The sequence below is a fragment of the Arsenophonus endosymbiont of Aleurodicus floccissimus genome (genome assembly GCF_900343025.1).
GTDB lineage: Bacteria > Pseudomonadota > Gammaproteobacteria > Enterobacterales > Enterobacteriaceae > Arsenophonus.
In genome coordinates, this window is sequence record NZ_OUND01000001.1 from 206,757 (window position 1) to 231,701 (window position 24,945).

The window sequence follows — 24,945 nt, forward strand, 5'->3', positions numbered from 1 at the left end:
TATTTACAGCTGTTCAGTGGTAATGTTAAACCCTAACCAGAGATTAAATAATAGTAAAAGCTTAATTAGGTCAATAGGGGTGGGTGATGAGTCAGGTATATAATTTTAGCGCTGGTCCGGCCATGTTACCGGTAGAAGTTTTATATCGTGCACAACAAGAACTTTGTAATTGGAATGGTATGGGTGTTTCGGTAATGGAAATAAGCCATCGAAGTGAAGCATTTATGGAGATAGTTAAAGAAGCTGAACAAAATCTACGTCAATTACTCAAAATACCCGATAATTATAAAATCCTTTTTTGTCACGGTGGTGCCAGAGGTCAATTTGCCGCCTTGCCATTAAATTTATTTCAGCCTGATGAAACCGTTGACTATATTGTTGGTGGTTATTGGGCAAATTCTGCTGCGCAAGAGGCAGCAAAATATTATGTTATCAATGAGATTGATATTCGGCTGGAAAAATCAACTTATTTAAGCGTGCAACCGATGGATAAATGGCCATTAACGACCAGTGCCAAATACCTTCATTATTGTCCGAATGAAACGATTGATGGTATAGCTATCCACACACTACCTGATTTTTCGGCCGATAAAATCGTTATTGCTGATTACTCCTCAGCTATCTTATCACGGCCACTTGATGTCAGCCGTTTTGGTGTTATTTATGCTGGTGCGCAAAAAAATATTGGGCCAGCAGGTATCACATTGGTTATTATTCGGGAAGATTTGTTAGGTCGGGCGAGAAAGGCGACCCCTTCTATCCTTGATTACACCATATTGGCTAAAAATGATTCAATGTACAATACACCACCAACTTTTGCCTGGTATCTATCGGGTATGGTGTTTAAATGGTTAAAACAGCAGGGTGGCTTACAAGAAATAGAAAGACGCAATCAACAAAAAGCCAGCTTACTGTATGATGTTATTGATAATAGCCAGTTTTATATTAATCGAATCGATCCAGTTAATCGTTCGGTCATGAATATTCCATTCCAAATGGTAAAACCTAACTTAGATAATGAATTTATCAAAGCGGCAGAGCGGCAAGGGCTACTTTTCCTGAAAGGGCATAAAGCGACAGGTGGCATGCGTGCTTCAATTTATAATGCTATGCCCGTGGCTGGTGTACAGAAACTAGTTGATTTTATGATTGATTTTGAACATCAGAATAAATAGATTAAATAATCCTTTGTGGTTAGATTGATAGTGATATCGTCTAATCCGATCAAATGAATATAAATGTGATTTAAATAATTTATCCAACTTCGTTATTGGAGAGTCTACTATTAATGCAAGCCCTGACAATACAACCCATTTCTTACGTTGAAGGTACTATCAATCTTCCTGGCTCTAAAAGTATTTCTAACCGGGTACTATTGTTAGCTGCATTAGCGCAAGGCCAAACTGTTTTAACTAATCTTCTTGCTAGTGATGATATTCGTCATATGCTTAATGCTTTGACAGCAGCATTGGGTGTCGAATATCAATTATCCCAGGATCTTACCACGTGTATTGTAAAAGGTGGTGGCCATTATTTTAGCCATAAAAAAGGTTTAGAAATTTTTCTCGGTAATGCTGGCACGGCTATACGCCCATTAACTGCGGTTTTAGCATTGGCGGACAATGATATTGTCTTAACCGGCGAGCCCAGAATGAAAGAGCGACCTATTGGCCATCTGATTGATGCGCTACAGCAGGGTGGGGCAAATATTGATTATCTTGAGCAACCTGGTTATCCGCCTATAAGGATAAAAGGCGGCTTTCGCGGTGGGAATATCACAGTAGATGGACGCGTATCTAGCCAATTTTTAACAGCTCTTTTAATGGCCGCACCTTTAGCGCCTAATGATACGACTATTCAGATAAAAGGAGAACTGGTTTCTAAACCCTATATTGACATTACCCTGGCACTGATGCGTGATTTTGGCGTTGAAGTAGACAATCAACACTATTGTCGATTTCATATTAAAGCCGGACAACACTATATTTCACCAGGGGATTATCTTGTTGAGGGCGATGCCTCTTCTGCTTCTTATTTTTTAGCTGCGGCAGCAATTAAAGGTGGTACCGTTAGGGTAACAGGTATTGGCAAAGATAGCTTGCAAGGCGATACCCAATTCGCTGCTGTACTAGAAAAAATGGGTGCCAAAATACGTTGGGGTAAAGATTATATCGAATGTCAACGAGGTGAGTTAATTGGTATTGATATGGATATGAATGCGATCCCCGATGCGGCGATGACGGTTGCGACTCTGGCGCTCTTTGCTCGTGGTGAAGCGATTATTCGTAATATTCATAACTGGCGGGTAAAAGAAACTGACAGATTAACTGCGATGGCGACTGAATTAACAAAAGTTGATGCTAAAGTGGAAGAAGGACGTGATTATATACGTATTTTACCGCCTAAATTATTAAAGCATGCTGAAATAGCAACTTATAATGATCATCGTATGGCGATGTGCTTTTCACTTGTCGCGTTGTCAGATACGCCGGTTACTATTTTGGATCCAAATTGTACCGCCAAAACTTTTCCAGACTACTTTAATCAACTAGAAAAATTAAGTTATCGATACTAGCGTATGCCGAAACATTAGTATAATACTGAATGACAAGTATTATGCCTGCAACGCTAAATTTGCTCTAAATATCTCTTTGTTTTCCTTAATAGAATGAATTGAGTATAATAGGGTACTTATTGGCCTGATAGAAAGTAGTTGCTAAAATGTAATTCTATCACAAAGGAGGAGTATAATGGTGGTTTTACCCCCCGTTATCACAGTTGATGGTCCAAGTGGCGCAGGTAAAGGTACATTATGTCAGGCATTGGCAAATAAACTGGGCTGGCAGTTACTTGATTCTGGCGTCATTTACCGTGTTCTGGCTTTAGCAGCATTACATCATCATGTTGATATTAAGTCTGAAGAAGCATTAGTTCCATTAGCAGCTAATCTTGATGTCCGTTTTGAACCAAGAGAAAACGAATTAGTTGTTATGCTTGAGGGGAAGGATGTCAGTAATGCAATTCGTAGTGAAGTTGTTGGTAATACGGCATCTCTTAGTGCAACTTTTCCTCGTGTTAGAGAAGCATTATTGCGTCGGCAAAGAGCATTTCACACTAAACCGGGTTTGATTGCTGATGGTCGTGACATGGGAACGGTGGTTTTCCCAGACGCACCGGTAAAGATTTTTCTTGATGCCACAGCTGAAGAGCGCGCTCGTAGAAGAATGCAACAGTTGCAGGAAAAGGGCTTTAATGTTAAATTAAGCGATCTTTTAACTGATATTAAAGAGCGTGATTATCGTGATCGTAATAGGTTAATTGCGCCATTGGTACCTGCAAAAGATGCGTTGATCCTGGATTCTACGAAGTTATCAATTGAAGGGGTCATCGAGCAAGTACTTGCTTATGTAAAAAAAAGCAAATATTATCTATATAATATGCTCAATATTGACATATAATAAGATAATATGCCTATTTGGTGTAGCTGAATTTGTGTTCAGTTAAGTAAAGCTTTGTAACAAGGAGTGTTGCGAGGTATGTAAAATAACCCCATTTGGCAGGATGTTGAATGGCAATTAAAATTTTTGAAGATCTTACTATGACAGAATCTTTTGCTCAACTCTTTGAAGAATCTTTACAGAGTATCGAAACCCGTCCAGGGGCTATTGTTCGTGGTGTTGTTGTTGCTATCGACAAAGATGTCGTGTTAGTTGATGCCGGTCTGAAATCAGAATCAGCGATCCCAGTAGAACAATTTAAAAATGTGCAAGGTGAGCTAGAAATTCAGGTTGGTGATGAAATCGATGTTGCTTTAGATGCTGTAGAAGATGGTTTCGGTGAAACTATCCTGTCTCGCGAAAAAGCGAAACGTCATGAAGCTTGGTTGATGCTAGAAAAAGCCTATGAAGATGCTGAAACAGTTATGGGCATTATCAATGGCAAAGTGAAAGGTGGTTTCACAGTAGAATTAAAAGGAATTCGTGCATTTTTACCCGGTTCATTGGTTGATGTTCGCCCAGTTCGTGATACAACTCACCTGGAAGGTAAAGAGCTTGAGTTCAAAGTTATCAAACTGGATCAGAAACGCAATAACGTTGTTGTTTCGCGTCGTGCTGTGATTGAGTCTGAAAGCAGTGCAGAACGTGATCAATTACTGGAAAACTTGCAGGAAGGCATGGAAGTTAAGGGTATTGTTAAGAACTTAACTGACTATGGTGCATTCGTTGATCTGGGCGGTGTTGATGGCTTGTTACACATTACTGACATGGCTTGGAAACGTGTTAAACACCCAAGTGAAATTGTCAATGTTGGTGATGAAATCAATGTTAAAGTATTGAAATTTGATCGTGATCGTACACGTGTTTCTTTAGGCCTGAAGCAGCTTGGAGAAGACCCATGGGTAGCTATTGCTAAGCGTTATCCAGAAAGCACTAAGTTGACAGGGCGCGTCACTAATCTTACCGATTATGGCTGCTTTGTTGAAATTGAGGACGGTGTTGAAGGTTTAGTACATGTTTCCGAATTGGATTGGACTAATAAAAATATTAATCCATCTAAAGTTGTTAATGTGGGTGATGTTGTTGAAGTTATGATTCTGGATATTGACGAAGAGCGTCGTCGTATCTCATTAGGTTTGAAACAGTGTAAACCGAATCCATGGCAGCAATTTGCAGAAACGCACAATAAGAATGATCGGGTAGAAGGTAAAATAAAATCTATTACTGATTTTGGTATCTTCATCGGTTTAGAAGGTGGTATTGATGGTTTAGTTCATCTGTCTGATATTTCTTGGAATGTTGCAGGTGAAGAAGCGGTTCGTGAATATAAAAAAGGCGATGAAATCGCTGCAGTTGTATTGCAAGTTGACTCTGAACGTGAACGTATTTCTTTGGGTATTAAACAGTTAGCGGAAGATCCATTTAATAACTATCTGTCTGCTCATAAGAAAGGTGTTATCATTACCGGTAAAGTATTGGCTGTTGATGCGAAAGGAGCAACGATTGAGTTGGCTGCTGGTGTTGAAGGTCACTTACGTGCATCTGAAGCTTCACGTGATCGCGTGGAAGATACTACTCAAGTATTGAACGTTGGCGATACAGTTGAAGCTAAATATACTGGTGTTGATCGCAAAAACCGGATCATTACCTTGTCTGTTCGTGCAAAAGATGAAGCAGATGAAAAAGATGCCATTGCTTCTGTGAACAAACAGGAAGATACCAATTTTGCCAATAATGCGATGGCAGAAGCATTCAAAGCAGCGAAAGGTGAATAATTAAGTATCCATAACGCAACACCGTAACGGTAGTTTAGGGGAGGTACTATGACCAGGTCTGAATTAATTGAAAGACTTATTAACCAATTAGCTCATATACCAGCAAAACTTATTGAAGAAGCTGTAAAAGAAATGCTTGATCATATGGCAATAACACTTGCTAAGGGAGAGCGTATTGAGATCCGCGGATTCGGCAGTTTTTCTCTTCATTACCGCGCACCGCGCATAGGCCGTAATCCGAAAACAGGTGATAAAGTTGATTTGAAAGGAAAACATGTTCCTCACTTCAAGCCGGGTAAAGAATTACGTGATCGCGTTAATATTTATGTATAAATATTAACAAATTTAATTTATTTATTCTCTTAAAAATGGTGCCTTAATATTAAGGCACCATTTTTTATTGTCGCGCTCAGTTCAATTTTTTCAATACAATTTTTTTAAATTATTAAAAGCTCTCCTTATTGTTATAAGACATTTAATTATTAAAAAAATAATAATAAAATTTTATAATCAAAAATAAATTTTCTTAACTTAACATTAGTTGAGAATAATCTCGCAAAAAAATGAAAATAGTAGAAAAGAGATAAATATTATTTTGACCTTTTATATGAAATATCATTTATCCTTTTGAAAAAATTCAATATTAATACTAATTTTTGTAATATAGATCTGGCCAGGGAAGAGCTATATGGAAAAAATGTCAGTCCATATAAATAGGCTGCAGATAAATATTAATTCAGCGTCAGTGGCTGTAATATTGGGATTATTACCTTTACTTTTTTTATCTCAATTACCAAATAAATCATTACAACTGTGGTTGTTTGTTATATTCTGTTTATTTTTGTTTATTCCATTTTATTTAGCAAAATTTATTGCTGTTTTAGCTATAAGTTTTTTGTGGGGGATGTTGGCAGGGATATTATTTATTAGAAACAATGAAATTATTAAGTCAGCAAGAACAACGTCATGTAGCTATTATTGAAGATAGTTTAGTTAATAGGAATAATAATATTCGAATAAAAGTAAGGTTGTTAATCAATAATAAAGAATTATTTCCTATATTGTACGCTTATCTTCAGTTTAAATCTAATGCTCGGACAAAAAATAATTTTTTTGTGCCGGACAAAAATTCATTTTTTCTGGCCGATTAAAACCTGTTCATAGTTTATTAAATGAAGGTGGATTTGATTTACAACGTTATACCTTAAGTCAGCGTTTGCTAGGTACGTTTAATGTTCAAAACTTTACTATATTCAATAAACACTGTTCTTTAAGGCAAAAGATAATTGCAGCGTCGGTTAATGTTATCAGTAAATATCATAACCAGGCGGTGATTTATGTTTTAACGTTTGGTGAACGTGGATTATTAGAACCCGTATTAAGGCAAGAATTGCAACGAACCGGTATTGCGCATTTGATGGTTATCTCAGGTTTACATATTGGCATGGCTTATTTTTTTGGTTTTTGGCTATATTGTTTGATTCAGTTTTTATTACCCATTTGTTTTATCGATCTTCGTATGCTGATGTTAGTAGGTTGGTGCTTTGCTTTAGGTTATGTTTGGTTGTGTGGTTGGGCGATACCTGTAATGCGGGCTATATTTGCCTTATCGTTTTGCGGTTGCGGCATTAATATTTTGGTTTTCGTTTGTCAAATTGAGTGTACAGTTTCAACACAGTTGGCTTAATTGGATAGTTAAATTGGTTCATTTGCAATTAGGTATGCTAATTCTATTAATTCCTATTCAATTGATTTTATTTCAAGGAGTTAATATTACTAGTATTTTTGCTAATTTATGGGCTGTGCCAATTATTTCATTTATAACCATACCGTTAATTATGGTTTCATATATTTGTATTTTTTAGTACGCAGTACAAAATTTATTATTTGGTATAATTGATAAAAGTATTAGTTTAGCATTATGGCCCCTGGCTCATATTGAGCGTTACTGGCTTGATACTGGCCATCTTCCAATTATCATAACTAGGCTTAGTTGGCTTATTATTTTATGTTGGCAGTTTAGTTGGTTTGTGCAGTATAAGTTGCTGATAATAATGTTAATTTATTGGTCAATCACGACCATGAAACAAAGAGATTTGGTTCTTTGGCGATTGATTATGTTAGATGTGGGGCATGGATTTAGCAATTATTATTGAGCGACAGGGAAAAGCGTTAATTTATGACACTAGTATTTCATGGAAGAAAAACAGTATTGGCTAATAGTACTATTTTGCCTTATTTACGATATCATCGTTTAACACCTGAAGGCATTATACTTAGTCATAATCATATCGATCACACTGGTGGGGTAGCGAGTTTATTATTAAGCTATCCTGGATTAAAGATCAGAAGTCACTTTGATAAAAAAATTATTTTCCATGCCATCGAGGTATTTATTGGCAATGGCAGAAATTACATTTTGAAGTATTATGGCCAATAGTTGATCAAAAAAGATCACATAATAATGAATCATGTGTAGTAAAAATTAGTGATGGCTATCATTCGGTTATTTTATCTGGCGAAATTTAAAAAACAGCGGAGAAAGAACTCGTGCGTCTAGCAATAGCAAGTTTGCCGGCTAATTTATTATAAGTTCCTCATCATGGTAGTAATACGTCGTCGACGATGGCGTTTATTCAAGCAATTAAACAGCAATATGCACTTACTTCTGTTGCACGTTATAGCCGTTGGCGCGTTTTACCTTCTGATAAAGTACGTCAACGATATGAGAATTATAGGGGCAAATTGGCTGAGTACAGCGGAATCAGGGTAAATTATAGCGCAGTTCTATTTTGATAAAATTGAAATAATGCGTTATAGACAGGAAGTTTATCCTCGCTGGTATCATCAGCAGTTTGGTATTTAGAGATTTCTCAAGTAAAATAAATGGCTTATTTTTATGGGTATTTAATAAGACAATGATAATGAATGATAAAGATCTTTCTACATGGCAAACATTTCGCCGACTATGGCCTATGATTTTGCCATTTAAACTGGGATTAAGTGTAGCTGCTGTTGCGTTAATTATTAACGCTGCCAGCGATGCATTCATGATCTCCTTATTAAAACCTTTGCTTGATGAAGGTTTCGGTAAAGCTGATAACAGCACACTAAAATGGTTACCCATTGCTATATGGGGGCTGATGCTGATAAGAGGAATATCGAGTTTTATTTCCAATTATTGTATTGCCTGGGTTTCTGGTAAAGTCGTAATGAATATGCGTAGGCGTTTGTTTGGCCATATGATGGGGATGCCGGTTTCTTTTTTTGATCAGCAGTCGACAGGAACTTTACTTTCTCGCATAACGTATGATTCTGAGCAAGTCGCTTCATCTTCCTCTAGCGCTTTAATCACTATTGTTCGAGAAAGCGCTTACATTATCGGTCTGTTTGGGCTGATGTTTTATTACAGTTGGCATCTTTCACTAATATTAATTGTTATTGCTCCTATTGTTGCGTTAACTATTCGCTCGGTTTCTAAACACTTTAGGAATATTAGTAAAAGTATGCAAACTGGCATGGGACAAGTAACTGCTAGTGCGGAACAGATGTTAAAAGGCCATAAGGAAGTTTTGATTTTTGGTGGGCAAAAAGTTGAAACTGAGCGTTTTAGCGAAGTGAGTAATCATATGCGTCGGCAAACGATGAAAATGGTGACGGCATCTTCTATCTCTGATCCTATTATCCAACTGATAGCCTCTTTAGCATTAGCATTCACGCTTTATATTGCGAGTTTTCCTGAAGTTATGCAAACATTGACAGCAGGCACTATCAGTGTGGTTTTTTCATCCATGTTTGCACTGATGCGCCCATTAAAGTCATTAACAAATGTTAATGCACAATTTCAAAGAGGTATGGCCGCATGCCAGACATTGTTTACCATTTTAGATATGGAGCAGGAAAAAGACGAGGGTAAATTAACCTTAAAAAAAGCGAAAGGTGAAATAGAGTTTAAACATGTTACCTTTAAGTATGCAACAAAAGAGCATCCTGCATTACATGATATCTGCTTTAAAATTCAGGCAGGAAAATCCATTGCCTTAGTCGGACGATCAGGTTCAGGAAAATCGACTATCGCGAATCTAATTACCCGCTTTTATGAGGTTAATGAAGGTCAAATACTGCTTGATGATCATGATTTACGTGAATACACTTTAAGCTCTCTACGTAGTCAAGTCGCACTCGTTTCTCAGCATGTTTATCTTTTTAACGATACTATTGCCAATAATATTGCTTACGCAACCGATGGTCGTTTCAGTCGAAAAGCGATCGAAAAAGCCGCTAAAATGGCTTATGCGATGGACTTTATTAAAAAACTGGATAATGGACTAGATACCGTTATTGGTGAAAATGGTGTAATGCTCTCTGGTGGGCAGCGCCAACGAATTGCGATTGCGCGTGCTTTATTACATAACTCATCTATATTAATTCTTGATGAAGCTACATCTGCGCTTGATACTGAGTCAGAGAGGGCAATTCAGGCCGTATTGGACGAGTTACAGAAAAATCGGACTTCGATTATTATTGCCCATCGTCTTTCGACAATAGAAAATGTAGATGAAATTTTAGTTATTCAGGATGGTAAAATTATTGAACTAGGTACCCATCAAACGCTACTTAAGAGCGATGGGGCATATGCTCAACTTATAGCATGCAATTTAAACAATGATTGATAAAATATGGTTAGGTGGTTCGTGGCTATATCTTTTGCTACTGCCGTTGTCGATATTATATGGCATGATTATTGGATTAAGACGCCTTGGCTATCATTTGGCAATTTTCTCTAGTTGGAAAGCGCCGATACCTATTATCGTTGTGGGTAATTTGACTGTCGGCGGTAACGGTAAAACACCGGTTGTTATTTGGTTAGTTGAGCAGCTTTTATCACGAGGTTATCGTGTTGGTGTTGTATCCCGTGGATATGGAGGTAAAGCAACCTCTTATCCGCTATTAGTTAATGAAAGTATATCAATAAAAGAAACTGGCGATGAACCTGCGTTAATTTATCGGCGAACTGGTGTGCCAGTAGCAGTTGCTCCTAAACGAGTAGACGCAGTTAAGATGCTACTCAAGCAACAAAAACTGGATGTTATTATTACGGACGATGGTCTTCAGCATTATGCACTGCAAAGGGATTTTGAGATCATTATTATCGACGGTATCCGTCGTTTTGGCAATGGTTGGCTGCTGCCTGCTGGTCCATTACGTGAGTGTCAATATCGTTTGAATACCGTTAATGCTGTTATTACTAATGGTGGTATGGCTAAGTATGGGGAGATTGCCATGCAGTTAACAGGCGATATTGCTATCAATATGTTGACCGGTGAAAAACGCTCCGTCTGTGAATTGGAGCAAGTTGTTGCCATTGCAGGAATTGGGCGCCCAGCACGTTTTTTTTCAAGTCTTGAACAAAAAGGAGTGCCATTAATTGCAACACACGCTTTCGCTGATCACCAGTGTTATGAATTTTCTAAATTATCAACCTTAGTGACTGATCATCAAACATTATTAATGACTGAAAAGGATGCAGTGAAATGTTTTCATTTTGCTCAATTAAATTGGTGGTATCTGCCAGTAAATGCCCAACTTGCACAGCCTGGAGCAGGAAAAACCCTTTTCGCCATTAATGAATTGGTCAAGTCTGGTAAAAATGCTTGAAATAATAACATTATCATGTTATCTATAAATGGAATCTAGTTAGGAATCCAACAATGTAGTGACTTCATTTCAATTATACCACGCCAGCTATTATTTCATTAATACAAAACCCTTTAATTTTATTTAGTATCAAATCTGATTGATAAACTCTAGTAATGAATAATTTGGCATGTGTTGGGTTGTTTGATGTTTAAACAGATCCTAAATAGCAATAAACACTACTGAGTTGGTGTTTTTTTATATAATAATACTACTCTGACATTAAGGGTATTTGGTGAAAGAAAAAATGGGGTTTCTGTCGAAAGCTTAATAAAAGAGTAGGGAGCACTAGGAGAAAATGAAATTTTGTCACCTAGTGAACAAAAGGAGTTTTATTATGACATTACAATTACAAATGGGTCGCGTAAAATGGTTTGATGTAAAAGAAGGCTATGGATTTATCTCCCCAGTGAATGGCGGTCAAGATATCTATGTTAATCGTCGAGCTATTGCGAACACTAAAAATAAATGGCTTAAAAAAGGCCAGTGTGTTGAATTTTCAGTTACGCGTAACGCTTATGGCATTGCTGCCGCTGATGTTATCGCTTATGAATTTTAACCTAAAAAGTTAGCTGCCAATTTGCCAGATTACTGATAAATACACATTAGAGCAGATATTAAAGTTAACGGTGATGCATGCTTATGCTATTCTGGTTTCATCTTAAATTACGTTTTTGATGAGGAATATATGGATCACCGTCTACTTGATATCATTGCTTGTCCTATTTGTCATGGCAAACTAGTCTATGATAAACAAAATTTAGAGCTTATCTGTAAATTTGATCATCTTGCTTATCCTGTGCGTAATAACATACCGGTATTATTAAAAGAAGAGGCTCGTGAGTTGCCTTTAGATGAAGAAAAGTAACATGTTTACAGTCATTATTCCGGCGCGTTTTGCTTCTAATCGCTTACCCGGCAAGCCGTTAGCTGATATTCATGGCAAACCTATGATTATTAGAGTAATGGAAAGAGCGCTAATATCAGATGCGACGCGAGTTATTGTGGCGACTGATCATCAGGCCGTATTTGATGTGGTGCAAGCGGCCAATGGAGAAGTTTGCATGACCAACGTTGAACATCAATCAGGCACTGAAAGATTAGCAGAAGTTATTGAAAAATATAAGTTTTCTGATAATGAAATTATTATCAATGTACAAGGTGACGAACCTTTAATCCCACCAGAAATAATTAATCAATTATCTAGTAATCTGATGCTAAATAACGTCGGCATGGCAACATTAGCGGCACCGATAAACGATCCACACGAAGTATTTGATCCGGCTATTGTAAAAGTCGTGACGGATAAACAGAGCAATGCCTTATATTTTTCCAGAGCGGCGATTCCCTGGGAACGTGATCGCTTTGCTGTTAGTAAAATGGAAATTGGCCAGCATTTTTTGCGTCATATCGGTATTTATGCTTATCGGGCCGGTTTTATTCGTCGTTATATCCAATGGTCGATAAGTCCGTTAGAGACGATAGAAATCCTTGAGCAGTTGCGTGTACTGTGGTACGGTGAAAAAATTCATGTTGCCCTGGCAGTTAAAACACCAGGGCCTGGAGTCGATAATCAGCAGGATCTCGATGCTATTCGAAAAGCATTTTTTCTTAGTTAAAATTATTCTGATGTCATCAATTATAAAAAACTATCTATTCCACTACATTGGAACTGAGCATTAGAGGTTGGGTATTGTCAATTTTTATTGACTGCCATATTGAGCCAATAAATTCATACCAAGCGCGTTCTGAGTGGGAAAAAAGTAAATCGATGGGAAAAATTTTTCCCAGGGTTGCAATGGTGAGGTAATGGCAAGTTGGTTGGCGGGTGCTGTAATGGGATGCATATTTCTAGCTATAAAGAAACGTTCAGCGCGTGCCATATGGTTAGCTGAAGTCACCAATAGAAAAAGTTGCTGGCCAACGATTTTTCTACTTCGAAGGCTTCTTCTTGGGTATCTCTGGGGGTGCTTAAGGTAATTATGGCTGTTTCTGGTACTCCTAAAGATAGAGCTACTTTTGCTGTCACTTCAGCATTACTAATTAAATTGTTACCGTGCCCGCCAGTAAAAATTAATTTAGCCCTTGGATGTTGAGAATAAAGGCTAATTCTTTCCGTCACTCTAGCCAGGCTATTATTAATAAGGTTAGCGCTTGGCGGCCAATCAGGGTTGTAAGTAAATCCACCTCCAAGTACAACGATATATTGGATGTCTTTTTTTTAGGGTGTAAAAGTTCATAGCGTTTGTTAAACAAACATTCTGACGATAGTAGTAATTTATCAGCGACAGGTTGTAGACTTAGTAATAAAATAGTTAAACAACTAAAGGAGACTAAACATTTGCCACTTTTTTGCCCATGAGTGAACCAAAGTAGTAATAATCCGATGAAGCTAATTAAAATAAGGAGAGGTAAGGTAATGACATTAAAAGCGCACTAATATATTTTTTAATGTAAACAACATGTTTCAATCCTAGTTAATCAATTTATCGAGTATAGTATAATTTAATCATATAGATAATAGTTAATAAATTATTAATATAGAAATCATTTTCAATGAAAATATTATTGTTTTTTATTAACAATATGTAGGTTGAATAGATATTTTATCGTCAATGGCGATTAAGTTTTATAATAGTGGTTATCGGGGTATTTTTTCATAGTAGATCGCAATTTTGATGATATTGCAGATAAGTTTACACAAAATATTTATGGTACAACCAAGGCAAAAATACGCAAAGCTGTTATTTGGTAGGATCTTAACTCTTTGCTTGATTTATTACCAAATAAGCCGTTAAAGATATTAGACTCAGGTGGGGGGAAGGTTTTTTTGCAAGCAAACTGGCTGCGATGGAGCATCAAGTTATTGTTTGTGACATTTCGGCAACAATGCTTGAACGCGCCAAATTATTGGCTGAAGAAAAAAGTAAGCCATAATATGCAATTTATTCACTCTTCGGTTCAAAATATTACGCAATATTTAACAGAAATGGGAGCAGTTGATTTAGTATTGTTTCATGCAGTTATTGAATGGATCAGTGAACAAAAATCTGCAATAAAAACCCTAGCGGATATAATTAACCCAGGTGGTGCATTTTCTATCATGTTTTATAATGTAAATGGGTTGGTGATGAGAAATGCTGTATTAGGTAACTTCCATTTAGCGCCGCCGCAAACGTTCACTTACCCCTCTAAATCCGTTATTACCAGAAACAGTATATCAATGGCTGGCAGAATTTGATTTTAGAATAGTTGGTAAAACAGGTGTACGGGTTTTTCATGATTATTTACAAAACCGTCAGTTACAAAATAAAGATTTTCCGGCGTTGCTTGCTTTGGAGCAGCGTTATTGTCGACAACAACCCTATATTGATCTGGGGCGCTATATTCATGTTATGGCATGCAAGTCTATGTGAAAGGATGAATTACAGGTGAATTTTCCCAGACTGTTCCGGAATTGGTATCCTGGTCGCGGAAAAATAATTTTTCAATCTCATTACCTGCTGAGCGTCTGGCCTTTTTATTGGCTGTTGCTGTTCTTAATAGTGAGCGGCTTGATGGCGAAATGAGTGAAGGTGAATTAATTGATGCTTTTCGTGAAGTCAGTAAAGGATTCGAGCAGACCGCAGAAACGGTTACTTCTAGAGCTAATTATGCCATTAATGATATGGTAAGGCAGAAATTATTTAATTGTTTTTCAAGTGAAATCATTGAAGGTAATGCAATTTATCGTTTAACGCCACTTGGTATAGGTATCAGTGATTATTATATTCGCCAGCGGGAATTTTCTTCCTTACGTTTATCTATGCAACTTTCTATAGTAGCTGGTAAATTAAGTCGAGCAGCGGATGCCCCAGAAGAAGGGGGAGATGAATTTCATTAGCATCTCCATGTCTTTGCACTATTAAAATATTCGGTGGCAGAAATTTTTGACAGTATTGATATGTCACAGTGTGTGATGGATGAACAGCAAAATAGTGTAAAGGAAGACATCTCCGCATTACTCAGTCAGGATTGGCAGGCAGCGATTGCCAATTGTTAACAACTTTTAACGGAAACTTCCGGCACATTACGTGAATGACAAGACACGCTAGAAGCGGCTGGTGATAAATTACAGACTAATTTGTTACGTATCCAAGAGGCCAATGGTTCAGAATTGGTTGATAAGCTAGTATTTGATCTACAAAGTAAGTTTGATCGAATTATTAACTGGGGGCAACAATCTATCGACCTCTAGATTGGCTATGATCGCCATGTGCACAAATTTATTCGTACTGCCATCGATATGGATAAAAATAGAATATTTTCACAACGCCTACACCTCTCGGTGCAAAATTATTTTACCGATCCTTGGGCATTAACGGTAGCCAATGCCGAACGATTGTTTGATGTGCGTGATGAAGATATGGTATTGAGTAATGAAGAAGTGACGGGTGAGTTGCCAGCTGAACTGGAATATGAAGAATTTAATGAGATTAATGAATAACTGATTGAGATAATGGAGCAGGCATTGGCTGGTTATAAGAAAGATCAGCATACATTGGATATTGGTTTAATATTACGTGAATACTTGACTAAATATCCACAGAAACGGCATTTTGATGTTGCGCGTATTATTGTCGATCAGGCAGTTAAGTTAGGTATAGCAGAAGCGGATTTCTCAGGTATCCACCCTGAATGGTTAGCGATTAATGATTACGGAGCCAAGGTACAGGCACATGTCATCGATAAATATTGAACAATTTATGCCAGTAAAATTGGCACAAGCTTTAGTCAGCTCCCTTTTCCCTGAATTGGATAGCCAGTTTCGAGCTGGGCGTCATATTGGCATTGATGATCTGGATAATCATGCCTTTTTGATGGATTTTGAACAGCAATATCAGCCAGATGAGTTAACGACACTACTAGAAGAATTAGAAGCTCAGCAAGAGGAACTGAGTATTTCTCTTAGTGAAAGTAGTGAGCATCGCATGTTAATGCGTCAAGAGCTTGAGCAGATCAAACAAAAAATTCAAACCCTAACCAAAAAAGTACCTACTTGGCTGGCAGCACAAGATACTCTTAATCAATTAACTGTGCAGGCTAATGATAGTTTTAGCCATAGTCATGAAATTACTGAGCATCTACAGCAATTGTTGGAACAAGAACGTGAAATTACAGTTGAACGTGATGAAGTCGCTAGTCAAAAGCGTGAATTAGAGCAACAGATAGCTCATCTTAGTCAACCGAGCGGCGCTGACGATAACCGCCTACTTGGCCTAGCTGAACGGCTTGGTGGTATTTTGTTATCTGAAATTTATGATGATATTACTATTGATGACGCGCCTTATTTTTCAGCGCTCTATGGCTCAGCAAGACATGGTATTGTTATTCCTGAGCTAGCAAAAATTCACTCACAGCTTGGTGAATTGATAGCCGAATGTCCTGATGATGTCTATTTTATTGAAGGCGATCCGCAATCTTTTGATGATAGGGTGTTTAATGCAGAAGAATTTGACCAGGGAGTATTAGTGCGATCGCCAGAACGTCAATGGCGTTTTTCTCGTTACCCTGAAGTGCCCCTATTTGGTCCGGCGGCGCGTGAAAATCAGCTGGAGATGTTGAGCCAAGAGAGAGATACCCTAGCTGAGCGTTATGCGACTCTGCCATTTGATATGCAGAAATTACAGCGCGCACATCATGCATTTAGTGGTTTTATCGGTAAACATCTGGCGGTGGATTTTGATGCCGATCCAGAAGCTGAAATTCGTTCCTTAAATCAACGTAAAAATGTGTTTGAGCGCTAGTTAGCTCAATTTGAAGTACAAACACAACAACAAAAACAGCAACATACTGCGACCAAAGAACGTTTGTCGAGTTTAAACCGATTGTTGCCAAAAATTAATTTGTTAATGGATGAAACGCTAGTCTCTGGGATTGAAGAAATCCGTGAAGCATTGGCAGAGACAGAAGAAGCAGGGCACTTTTTGCATAAGCATGTAAAATCGTTAGCAAAATTAGAGACAATAGCTAACGTCCTACAAAGTGATCCTGAGCAGCATGAGCAATTACGTCATGAATATGAACAAGTCAAACAGTTACAGCAACAATCTAAACAGCAATCTTTTGCTTTAATTGAAGTTGCTCAACGTCGCGCTCATTTTAGCTATAACGACTCGACGGAGATGCTGTCAGAAAATACCGATTTAAATAATAAACTCCGAAAGCGTCTGGAACAGGCTGAAAAAGAGCGTAGTCAGGCACATGAACAGCTAAGGCAACAACAAACTAAAACGGCGCAATTTAATCAACTATTAGCTTCACTGCGTAGCTCTTATGAAACTAAGCAGGATATGCTAAGAGAATTAGAGTCTAAAATAAAAGCGATTGGCGTTCAAGCAGATAGCAATGCTGAAAAACCGGCACGCAAACGCCAAGACCAACTTTATGAAGCTGTAAATGCTAATCGCTCGCGCATTAACCAATTGGAAAAACAGATCGCATTTTGTGAAGCTGAAATGGACAATTGCCAGAAAAAATTACGCAAATTAGAGCGGGATTATTACCAACTTCGGGAGCAGGTGGTATCCGGTAAATCTGGCTGGTGGTGCTGTAATGCATATGGTTAGAGAAAACGGTGTAGAGCGTCGTTTACATCGGCGTGAATTAGCTTATATGGATGGTGATAGTTTACGTTCGATGTCAGATAAAGCACTAGGTGCGCTTAGACAAGCAGTAGCGCATAATGAACATTTACGTGATGTATTTACGTGCCTCTAAGATCTTAAACGACCAGAGCGTAAAGTAGCGTTCTTTATTGCGGTTTATCAACATTTACGTGAGCGTATTCGACAAGACATTATTTGTACTGATGATCCGGTTGATGCGATTGAACAAATGGAAATTGAATTAGCACGTTTGACAGAAGAACTGCCGGCCCGTGAACAAAAATTGGCCATTAGTGCGAAAAGTGTGGCAAATATTATCCGTAAAACGATCCATCGTGAGCAAAATCGCATCCGCCTGCTTAACCAAGGGCTACAGTCCGTTGCTTTTGGACAGGTAAAAGGGGTTCGGCTTAATGTTAATATTAGACAAAGTCATGAATCACTACTTGATGTGTTATCAGAAGAGCACGAACATCATCAGGATCTGTTTAAAAATAAAAGTCTGACATTCTCTGAAGCGATGGCAAAGCTTTATCAACGTTTAAACCCTCAGCTAGATATTGGCCAACGCCTGCCTCAAACAATTGGTGAAGAATTACTCGATTATCGTAATTATCTAGAACTGGATGTTGAAGTTAATCGTGGTTCGGATGGGTTGCTCAAAGCTGAAAGTGGCGCGCTGTCGACGGGAGAAGCAATTGGTACAGGCATGTCAATTTTGGTGATGGTGGTACAGAGTTGGGAAGAAGAGTCATAATGATTACGAGGTAAAGATATTTTACCTTGTAGGTTCTTATTCCTGGATGAAGCGGCTCGATTGGATGCTAAATCGATTGCAACATTATTTGAACTTTGTGAACGATTAAAAAATGCAATTAATTATTGCTGCGCCTGAAAATATCAGTCCGTAAAAAGGGACGATTTATAAGCTGGTACGTAAGGTATTTGGCCAACAGGAGCATGTTCATGTCGTTGGTTTGAAAGGTTTTGGACAAGAAGATAAACAGTTAAAAATATCTTCTGCTGTCACTTAATTTCAAGTAGTAAAAATTTATTTTTATATTTTAACAACCGCTATTTCATGATAGCGGTTTTTTGTTACAGGTATGTTTTAAAAGTAAATTAAATATTGCAATTGAAAATAAAGTGATCGGAGATTATATTTTAAATAGTAGGTTAGTAATTTAATTTTTAATAAGTATTAAATCTAAAATTTATGGGATTTTTTTAAATGAAAATTTACTTTATCAGTGAAGGTTATAAATTAATTTATAAATATGATTATTTTTAAATAAAAAATTATTTAAATTTGTATCAAATAAACCACAACAGATTAGTTAATTTTAACCTTCTAAAGATAAATTTTTTACTCTGGTATTAACAATAAAAATGAATTATAAAGGTGGTATTATGGCAAATAAACGAGTCAACACTATGCGTGCTTCATTAATAGGCTGTGTAATATTGACAATAATACCAGCGTGTGGACAGCTCGCGCAAATAAACACAACCACAAATATCTAAGTTCCTTTAACCAATTTGGTTTCTGAGCAGAAAAATGTAACTGCTGAAGAGATACAAAAAAGTCGTCAGCAGCTGCAAGGCTTCTTATCACAAGGTCCTAATTTAGTATATACCGACAGATTAGCTAAGCTCTATGCTGAAAATAATATACAACCATTGTGGGATGAAGCAGCAGTGGTATTAGAATTTAAGCAGCAGTTAGCAGAATTAGCGTTGGCCGGTTTTCAGCCTCAGTTTGGTAAATGGCTATCCCTATTAGTAAAAAATAAACAACTCAATCAGATGGAACTAGATATTATTTTGTCAGATGCTATGTTGGGTTATTTATATTTTATATGTAATGTAAAATTTAATGGTAAAGATTGGTTATATCAAAAAACGCCTTATCAACTTCGTGAGCCGACGGTTGCTGCCGTTTCTCGGTGGCAAACTGCGATTAATTCTAAACAATTAGTTAGTTGGCTCAAAACGTTAGCACCACAACACGCCTCGTACTTACCAATGAGAACGAAGATGTTGGCTTATTTATCAGAGCAACAAATATGGCCTAAAATAAATACGGCTAGCCTATTAAAGCCAGGCCAAGCAAGCAATGATCTGGTTTCTTTAAGTGAAATTTTAACTCGCAATGGGGTGTTAACGGAGGATCCACTTACTGATCAAAATAGTCGCCGTTATGATGGATTATTAGTTGGTGCAGTTAAACAATTTCAGCGAATGTATGGACTAGAGCCGGATGGTATTATTGGTAACGCAACATTAAAATAGTTAAACACTTCACCTATCGATAGGGCTAGTTTACTGGCGATTAATATCCAACGCTTAAGAATTATTCCCAATGAAAGCAGTTCTGGCATGTTAGTTAATATTCCGGTTTATACATTACATTTTTATTCGAATAATCAATTGATTATAGATTATAAAGTGATTGTTGGGCGCCCTGATCGTAAAATTCCGATAATGAGCAGTGAACTTAGTAGTGTTGTGATTAATCTACCCTGGAATGTTCCTGTTAGCATGGTTCGTAAAGATATCTTGCCTCAAGCCAGAAGAGATCCAGGCTATTTTGCACGCCGAGGCTTAACGGTTTTATCCGGTTAGGAGCGTGATGCCTATCCTATTGTTCCTTACTCAATTAATTCGAATGCCATCTCATCTTCATCCTTCCCCTATCGTGTACGCCAGGCACCAGGGCCATCCAATGGCCCTTGGCCGTTAATAAATTCAACATGCCAAGCTCTGATGCAATTTACTTACATGATACCCCTAACCATAGTTTATTTAATCGGCAAAATCATTCAATTAGCTCCGGTTGTGTACGAGTAAGTAAGGCATCAGTGTTAGCATCAATTTTACTGGCGCGAGCTAGTTGGGATCAACAGCGTATTGACGGTGCGCTTTAGCTAGGTGACAAACGTTATATTAATATTCCAGGCAGGATACCGATTTATCTTTATTACCAAACCGCCTAGGTTGATAACAAAAATATTGCCAATTTTAGGGATAATATTTATGGCTATGACAATGTCATTTATGGGGCGAAGAATTATTTAAATGAAATAAGATCCACGCTTAACTAATAGATAAAAATGATATAAAAGGGGCAAAAGCCTCTTTTATATTAAATTTCAATCACGTGTTATTTTCTAACTTACTTAGTATAGATGCATAAATATCGTTTTTAGTGATAAATTATGTTTTTTGCAAAATAACTGACTAAACTCAGGCGGTAACAAAATTTTGACGGATAATGGGGTTATTTTTTTCTTTTTATTTGAGTTAATTGGCTATGGACAATATTGATCAAAATCGACGAAAATGGTTAGGTTATGGAGCAATAGCATTGGGTTTTAGCTTATTACCTAGACATGCCTTTGCGGCATTAACAACCCCGCGACCCAAGATTCTTCGCTTTGAAAATCTTCATACTGGTGAGTTTCTTAAGACTGAGTTTTTTGATAGTCGTCGTTATAATAACGCTGAATTGACCCGTTTGAATCACTTATTCCGTGATCATCGTAATAATAAAATTAAAATCATTGATCCGAAATTATTTGATCGGATTTATTTGTTGCAAGTACTAATGGGAACCAATAAAAATGTTCAACTAGTTTCTGGCTATCGCTCAGTCGAAACCAATAATGCACTTCGATGTAAAAGCAGTGGGGTTGCTAAAAACAGCTATCATACCCATGGCCGAGCAATGGATTTTCATATCCAAGAGGTCTACCTTAACCATATTCGCAAAGCAACATTAAAAATGCGAGCAGGTGGAGTAGGCTATTATCCTAATAGTAATTTTATCCATATTGATACAGGACCGGTCAGAAAATGGTAAGATATTAAATAAATTTTTATTTAAATAATGGACTTACTACTATATGAAATTTGATATTATTCCTGTAACCGATTTTAAGCAGAATTGTACGCTAATTTGGGATGAAAAGAGCTTGGATGCCGTTATTGTTGATCCGGGCGGTGAATTAGCAAAATTAATTGCAGAAATTACAAAGCGTTCATTAAATTTACAGTATATCTTATTAACCCATGGTCATTTTGATCATGTTGGTGGTTGTGCTGAGCTAGCAGCGCATTTCTCGGTGCCAATTTATGGTCCGCAAAAAGAAGATGAATTTTTGATCAACGGATTGGCAATTCAAAGCCAAATGTTTGGTGTGTCACAATGCCCAGACTTTACGCCAGATCGCTACTTGCAAGAGGGTGATGAAATTACTTTTGCTGACATCAAACTGGCTGTTCTACATTGCCCAGGCCATACGCCTGGACATATTATCTTTGTTAATCATGCAGATAAGCTAATTTCTATGGGAGATGTGCTTTTCCAGGGTGGCGTTGGCCGCACTGATTTCCCTAAAGGTGATCATGCAACATTAATCCACTCAATTAAAACAAAAATTTTGCCCCTTGGTGATGATTATCAATTTATTTCTGGCCATGGGCCAATGTCTAATTTGGCGGCTGAACGGCAATTTAATCCCTTTTTACAAGGCTAGTTTTATTCAGTTACAACAATTTCGCCGTTAGGCTTTTAATAATAAAAACCGATTAGGGTATTGGTCTAATCGGTAATTGTCTGAATTAACAGTGTGTTTGTTTATAATACGTCAATGATAGCTTTGCATAAAGGAACCATATTCTCTAACGTTAAGCCAGCGACGTTAATACGACCTGAACTAATTGCATAGATAGCATGTTTTTCACGTAGCTGAGTGACTTGTTCTTCATTAAGACCACTAAAAGAGAACATACCGTTTTGTTTACTAATAAAACTAAAATCTTGCTTAGCGCTTTTTTCTTGTAATGTATTCACAAATAGCTGTCGCATAAGTTGGATGCGCTGCCGCATGGTTGTCAGCTTTTCGATCCACTCTTTCTTTAGTAATTCATCGGATAAAATCGTGGTAACAATGGCTGCACCGTGAGCTGGTGGATTAGAATAGTTTGCTCGGATAATCGATTTTATTTGACTAAACGCTCGCTCAGCTTGATCACTATTATTGGCAATAATTGTGCAGGCACCGACTCGTTCATTATATAAGCCAAAATTTTTCGAGTAGGAACTGGCAATAATGATTTCAGGGTTTTTGTTGGTAAAAATACGTAAACCTTGCGCATCTTCGTCCAGGCCTTTAGCAAAACCTTGGTAGGCAAAATCAAAAACCGGTAATAAGTTTTTTTCAGCTGCCAAAGTAGATAGAATTTCCCATTGTTTTGGTGTTGGGTCGATACCGGTAGGGTTATGACAGCAACCATGTAGCAATAATACATCACCTGGTTTTGCATCTTCTAAGCTACTTAACATGCCAGCAAAATCCAGATTATGCTTTTCAGCATTATAGTAATTGTAATGACAACACGTCAGGCCAGCCGCTTTAAATACATTCTGGTGATTTGGCCAGGTTGGTTGGCTGATCCAGACGCGTTGGGTAGAGGTTTGTTTAGCAATAAATTCAGCAGCAATACGCAATGCACCGGTGCCGCCTGGCGCCTGCGAAGTGCGGGCACGATTTTCGGCAATTATTGGATGGTTGTTGCCAAACAGTAAGCTTTGAGTAACGGTGGCAAATTCGGCTATCCCGCTAATAGCAAGATAATTTTTAGTCACTTCGTTGTCTAACAGATATTTTTCTGCTTTTTTGACGGAAGTAAGAATGGGGGTTTTCCCTGACTCATCCTTGTAAACACCAATACCTAAATTGATTTTTTGTTTACGCGGATCAGCATTAAAACTCTCTGCTAAACCTAAAATAGGATCCTCAGGAGCAGCAATAATATTTTCCAACATATTTATAATTCCAATGACTCAATTGTGATTTGGTAATCGAGGGATCTCAGGTTAACGCGATGCAAATGATTTGCCAACACTCTGCGATAAAAATAAGGCAAACTTGTGATATTAGATTCGGTTGATATTGTTTAGCTAGTAACAATATTTTACCAATTAACATAAATTGATAAAAAAACAGCGCTAAAGCGCTGTTTTTTGAATTTACGTTTTCACTTTTACTGTTAAATCAACCGTTAAGCGATAATTAGAACTGGTAAACTAAACCTAAACCAACCAGGTTGTCTCTGCCAATACCATATTTATCAGCAAAGCCATTGTTGCCATCGATTAGGTTAATTTTGTAATCAACAACTACAGTCAGGTTTTTGTTGAAATAGTAGAAAGCACCTAGTGAAACGTATTTCACTAAATCTTGCTTATTAGTACCTGGTAAATCTTTACCTTTAGACTGGACATAAGTGACAGATGGTTTCAGCCTAATTTCATCAAACAGATACTGACCAACCAATTCAAAGTTCTCAGTTTTGTTAGCAATCTGTGTTCCATTAGGATTAAGAGTTGTTTTTTTACCAAACCGAGTCATATTAAAGGTTTCGCCGTACATCGCTGCCAGATACAGGTTGTTGGCATCATATTTGATACCGGCGTTCCAGGCTTCCGCACCATTACCACCAGCACCGCTTGCAGTTTTTTGCGTATCAGTCAGACCACGATTAGATTTGGCATAACTAGCACCCAGCGCAACGGCCCAGCCAATATCATAGCTGGCTGATAGACCGAAGCCATCACCGTTATTTTTCAGGTAATCTGAACTACCTGATTTGTTACTCGAAGTATTTTTGCCTTGATACTGTAGGGCGAAGTTCAAGCCATCTACTAGACCAAAGAAATCAGTACTACGGTAAGTTAGCAGGTTACGGTTACGGCCAGTCAAGTAGCTGTCAGCCTGAGACATAGAGTCTGCACCATAAAGAGGCAGAATGTCAGTCCAAGCGTTAACATCATACAGAACGCCATAGTTGCGACCATAGTCCAATGAGCCAACGCCAGCAATGTTCAAACCGGCATAAGCCAGACGGTTTGTATTTTCGTTATCAGCTTCACTTCTGTTGGTTTTAGTTTCCCATTCGAAACGACCAAAACCAGTCAGCTGATCAGAGATTTGAGTATCACCTTTTATACCAAGACGAACACGAGAATCATCGCCTTCATCGCCACCACTGCTCTTGCCAAAGAAGTGACGAACGTCAACTTTACCATATAGATCGAGTTTGTTGCCGTCTTTATTAAAGATTTCAGCTGCGTTTGCTGTACCAGCTAACAACGCCGCCGGGATAACTATTGCAAGAATATTGCGCTTCATCATTATTATTACCCTCATTGGTGTTATTCGGACACCTGCCACTGCCAAAAATAAATTCCCAACCATTGGGAACTATCTTTAAGAGTTTAGTATCGTCTTGTTTCTGCATTCAGTGTTCCATTGGTAAATATTT

19 protein-coding genes and 5 pseudogenes are annotated in these 24,945 nt (G+C 37.7%); 21 read left to right on the plus strand and 3 right to left on the minus strand.

Annotated elements, in window-relative coordinates:
- The first annotated feature begins 86 nt into the window (after positions 1–86).
- From serC to kdsB, 13 genes and pseudogenes are all read left to right on the plus strand, one after another.
- The gene (gene serC / locus ARADI_RS01095) at positions 87–1,175 is read left to right on the plus strand and encodes a 3-phosphoserine/phosphohydroxythreonine transaminase (RefSeq protein WP_119710880.1); all 1,089 of its coding nucleotides are present in this window, start codon (positions 87–89) and stop codon (positions 1,173–1,175) included.
- Between the two features lie 113 nt (positions 1,176–1,288).
- Positions 1,289–2,575: a 3-phosphoshikimate 1-carboxyvinyltransferase gene (gene aroA, locus ARADI_RS01100; RefSeq protein WP_119710881.1), complete on the plus strand. Its 1,287-nt coding sequence runs from the start codon at positions 1,289–1,291 to the stop codon at positions 2,573–2,575.
- Between the two features lie 175 nt (positions 2,576–2,750).
- Entirely contained in the window at positions 2,751–3,458 is a 708-nt protein-coding gene (gene cmk / locus ARADI_RS01105) for a (d)CMP kinase (protein WP_119710882.1), read from the plus strand.
- A gap of 140 nt (positions 3,459–3,598) precedes the next feature.
- The gene (gene rpsA / locus ARADI_RS01110) at positions 3,599–5,272 is read left to right on the plus strand and encodes a 30S ribosomal protein S1 (RefSeq protein ID WP_119711600.1); all 1,674 of its coding nucleotides are present in this window, start codon (positions 3,599–3,601) and stop codon (positions 5,270–5,272) included.
- A 48-nt stretch (positions 5,273–5,320) separates the two neighbouring features.
- On the plus strand, positions 5,321–5,605 hold the full coding sequence (gene ihfB, locus ARADI_RS01115) for an integration host factor subunit beta (RefSeq protein WP_032116330.1): 285 nt from the start codon (positions 5,321–5,323) through the stop codon (positions 5,603–5,605).
- Between the two features lie 355 nt (positions 5,606–5,960).
- Positions 5,961–6,254 (plus strand): hypothetical protein, encoded by a 294-nt coding sequence (locus ARADI_RS01120; RefSeq protein WP_119710883.1) that lies wholly within the window; start codon positions 5,961–5,963, stop codon positions 6,252–6,254.
- Between the two features lie 348 nt (positions 6,255–6,602).
- Positions 6,603–7,137, plus strand: a pseudogene (locus ARADI_RS01125) (ComEC/Rec2 family competence protein).
- 314 nt (positions 7,138–7,451) lie between these two features.
- Positions 7,452–7,712, plus strand: a complete 261-nt coding sequence (locus ARADI_RS01135) for an MBL fold metallo-hydrolase (RefSeq protein WP_119710885.1) — start codon at positions 7,452–7,454, stop codon at positions 7,710–7,712.
- A 481-nt stretch (positions 7,713–8,193) separates the two neighbouring features.
- Positions 8,194–9,941, plus strand: a pseudogene (gene msbA / locus ARADI_RS01140) (lipid A ABC transporter ATP-binding protein/permease MsbA).
- Positions 9,938–10,930, plus strand: a complete 993-nt coding sequence (gene lpxK / locus ARADI_RS01145; RefSeq protein WP_119710886.1) for a tetraacyldisaccharide 4'-kinase — start codon at positions 9,938–9,940, stop codon at positions 10,928–10,930. The pseudogene msbA and the gene lpxK overlap by 4 nt, the downstream one beginning before the upstream one ends.
- Positions 10,931–11,306: 376 nt before the next feature.
- Positions 11,307–11,528: a cold-shock protein gene (locus ARADI_RS01150; RefSeq protein ID WP_119710887.1), complete on the plus strand. Its 222-nt coding sequence runs from the start codon at positions 11,307–11,309 to the stop codon at positions 11,526–11,528.
- A 129-nt stretch (positions 11,529–11,657) separates the two neighbouring features.
- Positions 11,658–11,837: a Trm112 family protein gene (locus ARADI_RS01155; RefSeq protein WP_032116333.1), complete on the plus strand. Its 180-nt coding sequence runs from the start codon at positions 11,658–11,660 to the stop codon at positions 11,835–11,837.
- A gap of 1 nt (position 11,838) precedes the next feature.
- The gene (kdsB, locus tag ARADI_RS01160) at positions 11,839–12,588 is read left to right on the plus strand and encodes a 3-deoxy-manno-octulosonate cytidylyltransferase (RefSeq protein WP_119710888.1); all 750 of its coding nucleotides are present in this window, start codon (positions 11,839–11,841) and stop codon (positions 12,586–12,588) included.
- Positions 12,589–12,622: 34 nt separating this feature from the next.
- On the opposite strand, the pseudogene elyC reads toward kdsB, so the two are convergent.
- A pseudogene (gene elyC / locus ARADI_RS01165) lies at positions 12,623–13,395 on the minus strand (envelope biogenesis factor ElyC).
- Positions 13,396–13,799: 404 nt separating this feature from the next.
- Here elyC and ARADI_RS01170 point away from each other — a divergent pair.
- The 8 genes and pseudogenes from ARADI_RS01170 (at position 13,800) to ARADI_RS01195 (ending at position 22,154) form a co-directional block, all read left to right on the plus strand.
- Positions 13,800–14,210 carry a methyltransferase domain-containing protein gene (locus tag ARADI_RS01170; RefSeq protein ID WP_182853019.1) on the plus strand — a complete coding sequence of 137 codons (411 nt, stop codon included), beginning with the start codon at positions 13,800–13,802 and terminating at the stop codon, positions 14,208–14,210.
- A gap of 183 nt (positions 14,211–14,393) precedes the next feature.
- Positions 14,394–15,707 (plus strand): annotated as a pseudogene (gene mukF, locus ARADI_RS01175) (chromosome partition protein MukF).
- Between the two features lie 49 nt (positions 15,708–15,756).
- Positions 15,757–18,650 (plus strand): annotated as a pseudogene (gene mukB / locus ARADI_RS01180) (chromosome partition protein MukB); the annotation flags it as partial.
- Between the two features lie 505 nt (positions 18,651–19,155).
- Positions 19,156–19,908, plus strand: coding sequence for a L,D-transpeptidase scaffold domain-containing protein (locus ARADI_RS16990; protein WP_238149058.1), 753 nt, complete (start codon positions 19,156–19,158; stop codon positions 19,906–19,908).
- Positions 19,909–19,995: 87 nt separating this feature from the next.
- Positions 19,996–20,241, plus strand: coding sequence for a L,D-transpeptidase family protein (locus ARADI_RS19325; protein ID WP_255420584.1), 246 nt, complete (start codon positions 19,996–19,998; stop codon positions 20,239–20,241).
- Between the two features lie 128 nt (positions 20,242–20,369).
- On the plus strand, positions 20,370–20,543 hold the full coding sequence (locus tag ARADI_RS19330) for a L,D-transpeptidase family protein (RefSeq protein WP_255420585.1): 174 nt from the start codon (positions 20,370–20,372) through the stop codon (positions 20,541–20,543).
- Between the two features lie 386 nt (positions 20,544–20,929).
- Complete coding sequence (gene mepK, locus ARADI_RS01190; RefSeq protein WP_119710889.1) at positions 20,930–21,478, plus strand: peptidoglycan L,D-endopeptidase MepK; 549 nt, start codon at positions 20,930–20,932, stop codon at positions 21,476–21,478.
- Between the two features lie 43 nt (positions 21,479–21,521).
- Positions 21,522–22,154, plus strand: a complete 633-nt coding sequence (locus ARADI_RS01195; RefSeq protein WP_119710890.1) for an MBL fold metallo-hydrolase — start codon at positions 21,522–21,524, stop codon at positions 22,152–22,154.
- A 101-nt stretch (positions 22,155–22,255) separates the two neighbouring features.
- Here ARADI_RS01195 and ARADI_RS01200 read toward each other — a convergent pair whose 3' ends face one another.
- The gene (locus ARADI_RS01200) at positions 22,256–23,446 is read right to left on the minus strand and encodes an amino acid aminotransferase (protein WP_119710891.1); all 1,191 of its coding nucleotides are present in this window, start codon (positions 23,444–23,446) and stop codon (positions 22,256–22,258) included.
- Between the two features lie 247 nt (positions 23,447–23,693).
- The gene (locus ARADI_RS01205) at positions 23,694–24,815 is read right to left on the minus strand and encodes a porin (protein ID WP_500781987.1); all 1,122 of its coding nucleotides are present in this window, start codon (positions 24,813–24,815) and stop codon (positions 23,694–23,696) included.
- Positions 24,816–24,945: the final 130 nt, after the last annotated feature.